The organism is Endozoicomonas sp. YOMI1 (genome assembly GCF_024606345.1).
In the GTDB taxonomy this organism is placed as follows: Bacteria; Pseudomonadota; Gammaproteobacteria; order Pseudomonadales; family Endozoicomonadaceae; genus Endozoicomonas.
The window spans coordinates 1-3,749 of the sequence record NZ_JAHHPM010000295.1 but is presented as its reverse complement, the minus strand read 5'-3'; the positions used below and the strand labels follow the sequence as shown (position 1 = coordinate 3,749).

General features: G+C 46.9%; 4 protein-coding genes and 1 pseudogene. 2 read left to right on the top strand and 3 right to left on the bottom strand.

The window, feature by feature from the left end; genetic code table 11:
• Window positions 1-29: 29 nt before the first annotated feature.
• Window positions 30-266, bottom strand: coding sequence for a hypothetical protein (locus tag KDK15_RS10375; protein WP_257295287.1), 237 nt, complete (start codon window positions 264-266; stop codon window positions 30-32).
• 83 nt (window positions 267-349) lie between these two features.
• On the opposite strand from KDK15_RS10375, the gene KDK15_RS10370 reads away from it, so the two are divergent.
• A complete protein-coding gene (locus tag KDK15_RS10370) occupies window positions 350-499 on the top strand; it encodes a hypothetical protein (protein ID WP_257295286.1) in 150 nt (49 codons plus the stop codon).
• Complete coding sequence (locus KDK15_RS10365) at window positions 496-1,464, top strand: P1 family peptidase (protein WP_257295285.1); 969 nt, start codon at window positions 496-498, stop codon at window positions 1,462-1,464. The genes KDK15_RS10370 and KDK15_RS10365 overlap by 4 nt, the downstream gene beginning before the upstream one ends.
• Before the next feature lie 161 nt (window positions 1,465-1,625).
• On the opposite strand, the gene KDK15_RS10360 is transcribed toward KDK15_RS10365, so the two are convergent.
• Complete coding sequence (locus tag KDK15_RS10360) at window positions 1,626-3,140, bottom strand: WD40 repeat domain-containing protein (RefSeq protein WP_257295284.1); 1,515 nt, start codon at window positions 3,138-3,140, stop codon at window positions 1,626-1,628.
• Window positions 3,141-3,242: 102 nt separating this feature from the next.
• Window positions 3,243-3,338, bottom strand: a pseudogene (locus KDK15_RS21260) (F-box protein); the annotation flags it as partial.
• Between the last annotated feature and the right edge of the window lie 411 nt (window positions 3,339-3,749).

The window sequence follows — 3,749 nt, the reverse complement described above, 5'->3', positions numbered from 1 at the left end:
AGGTCAATGGGCAATCATTGACCCAGGGTTCAAATCGATGACCCGTTTTTAAAAAATTGGATAAAAAAAGCCAATTGCCACATTGAAGTGACCGAAGCTTCCGGTTCCCACTCAACATGAATTTTTACATCGAAAGAATCGACTTCAAGCGTGACCGACAAGGGGTCTTTTTTCATTTCTAACAGCTTACCCTTTGGGTGAGCGGGTTTTGGTGGCCGAACCATTTGAGACTGATCTCCCGCCCCAATACCGGCAGTTGCTGCCATTCCCGCTGTTTCAACATGACAGTTTATTGCAGTCGTGCCGGTAACCGTTCCATTAGACAGCTATCCCGCGGCAATACCGGCATATGGATTTTGCATGGTTTGAAAAGGCTTTTTGGGCGAGCTTTGGCCTGTTTGGCTATCTTACCGGTTACCAAATTAAAAATGCTAAAGAGGCAAAGAATGAAAAATTTCAAATGGCCAGCCACTTATTATCTCACAGGTTTTGCAGATGACTACTCAGCGTCATAAGCTTTTTGCAATTAGCGGCCTGGCTATTGGTCACGCATCAGATCTTGAGAGGTTGACCGGAGTGACGGTGCTGCGCTTTGATCAGGGCGTGACGGCTGGTGTGGATGTCCGCGGTGCCGCTCCCGGAACCAGGGAGACGGAATTGCTAAGGCCTGAAAATCTGGTGAATTCTGTCCATGCCATTGTGCTTTGCGGTGGCAGTGCGCTGGGCCTGGAAAGTATGAACGGGGTCAGTCGTTGCCTGGAGGAACAGGGCATTGGTTTGCCGACAGGCTTCGCCAGGATCCCGATTGTCACCGGTGCGGTGCTCTTCGATCAGTCGGTCGGTGATGCCTCTGCCCGACCCAGTGAGCAAATGGGGTATGAAGCCACCAGGTTGGCCTGTCGCCAAGACATTGAAGAAGGCAATGTTGGTGCCGGTACCGGAGCATCAATCGGTAAAATTGCCGGGTTTGACCGCGCCACAAAAAGCGGCATAGGTTGTTATGCCATTAAGCTGAGAAGAGGGTTGGTCGTTGGTGCCGTAGTGGCTGTCAATGCCTGGGGAGATGTTGTTACTGGTGAGAAGCTCATTGCAGGCACAAGGAGCGAAGATGGACAGCGGTTTGTTTCTGGTATGGATATCTTAATGAATGACCAGACTGTTCAAGCACTACCCGGGGCAAATACCACCATTGGTGTGGTGGTGACTAACGGAAAATTAACCAAAGCCCAGGCTTTAAAGCTGGCGCAAATGGGGCATGATGGTTTGTCACGTGCCATTCGTCCTGCTCATTCCATGTACGACGGTGATACTATTTTCAGTGCAGCAACCGGAGAAGTGGATGCTGATGTAAATGTTTTGGGCATTATGGGGGCAGAGGCTGTGGAACAGGCGATACGTCGTGCCGTTTATACTGCAACGGCAGCGGGTGGCTTACCGGCGATTCACGATATATGTGCAAAATAACCCCTTCGACTGCTGAAATGGCTGCTGCCAGGGAAGGTAATGTAAAACGAAAGTTCTTTTAAAATGCTCGCTTTTTCTGTTAGGAAAGTCGGTTGGTTCAGAAGTTGAACTGAGGTTTTGTTGTTGATTACAGGGGGGAATTCATCAAACGCCTATGTCTATTAAACGCTAAAGCTGAGGACATTGGGTTTTAGTTCGTATAGATTTGTCCTATTATTGCAACAAGCCAGCACATGGGTCATTTCCATTACGAATTGAACTAAATGTACCGGTTCATCGTGTGCAATTGTGGCTCTCTCTGTCCACCGCCTGTTGCCGGTTTGCCCCCAAATCCTGACCATTCCATCGTCACTGCCGGTGACCAGATAGCTTCCTTCTGTACTGAATTCAATGGAGTTAACCGTTTGGCTCTGTTCGATAATGGTGACTTCTGGCAAGGCTTCTTCATCAGTTAATTCACAGAGGGTGATTCGCTGATCACTGGCAGAGTATACGGCAACATGGATCTGATCAGGACTAAAAACAACCAGGCCATTGGCAGCCACACTCGCCTTCTCTACCCATGACCCATCGCTGATCTTTCCGATGATTCGTTGCACTCTTTTTTCTACACGGTTAGAAAATAATGTTATTACGCCATGTGTTCCACAAGGGCTGAATAAAATTTCTGAAATAATACGGCGGCCAGAAAAATCATCGAAAACGGCTTGTCTGCCCCAGACTCCTTCTCCCTGTTGCCCGTGGATCTCGACACGGTACGAGTCATTGAGTGCGATGGTGGTCCCATCAGGACTAAATTTTATATCCCAAAGCCAGTAACGATCCTTCTCATCCTCAATGATATACTCCTCCAGCCAGTTTCCCTGATTACCACGGATATAAACCTTTGCACCATTACGTCCATAAATTGACCATACACGTGTTCCATCAGGACTAAATTTGGCTTTACGCGAATTTATATAGGACTGCGTACTCACCTCCGGCCCGTCGTCAGTTAGATCGCAAATAAGCAGATCATCTGTGTCCCTTACCAATGCACACCTGCCATCGCGAGTGACATCAAGAACAAACACCCTATCAGTTACGCCAAGGGGTAACTCTATCCATTTTCCATCACTGTTTTTTCCCCCATATTTTGTCAACGACACTTTTAACTCATCAACTATGCAATTGGCGTTGACCAACACATGACAACTGTTGGGACTGACGAATTCTGTGGCTTCCCGAGCGGTATCGTCGTCGTCAAAAAGGGATGTCTTATGGTCCCATTTTCCATCCCGGGATCGCTCGAAAATCTTCACCACTGCGCTGTTGTTTATAACAAGGCAGGTTCCATTGGCGAAAAGCTGTGCTCTATATTTACCCCAATGAATCCTGCCGTAAGGGATAGACAACGTTTCAACCCACTGCGTACCACGGATTAATTCAACAATTTTTACTTCAGCATCGCTGGAACTCAATATGACTGGAATGTCAGCGCTGGATTGAACCGTGTGTACCCTGTTTTCGTGAACCATGGCCGCTTTGAGTTCCGTGTCAAAAGAGAGGTTCTGGCCACTGATTTCCCGTAGATTAAAATAAATAATTTCCACAAAAGCTTTGGGTTTTCTGTGTTGCATAGCACGGAAATAACCTTCGGGTTTTGTTGTGGAAAACCGTTCCAGATAATCGATCAAATAATCAGAATCTGACTCTATCCGCTTTTTCACTCGAGATTGTGTGGTATCAGGCAGCTCACGAAAACAGGCAATCTCCTTTGAACGATTCCGTAAAATATTGTCCCTGAAACGTTTTGAGACTGCCTCAACCCTTGACAGATCTGAAGACGAAAGATAGCTGAATATCTGACTGCCTAACTCGGGAATCTCTAGCATGGCTTGCAACATTGAAGATGGCTCTGCCTTACTGATTTGTCTGAATCCGGCGAAACTTTTTGAGCCACAATCAGGAGCAACGGTATGATCATTGGCTACCCCAGCATCTGTATGGGTTGGGTAGATGGGCAAATTCGTTGAATTCAATGGGGGATTATTCATGTAATGAAACTCCGGCAAAGGTACCGCTTTCACTCACAGACATTATCCTCTCCAATACTTCGGACAGCCTCACAGACTGATTGCTGCCATGTGCCGAAAGCTTAAGATAACCGAATATATCGACTTGTGTATAACAAATGACTCTGATGAGCGACTTTCGCAACAGCCTCCGATACATTGGACAGTGGACAGCTTCTGTTCATCATTATATAACAGCACCTTTAAGTAGTTGGCCAAATGGAATCGTAT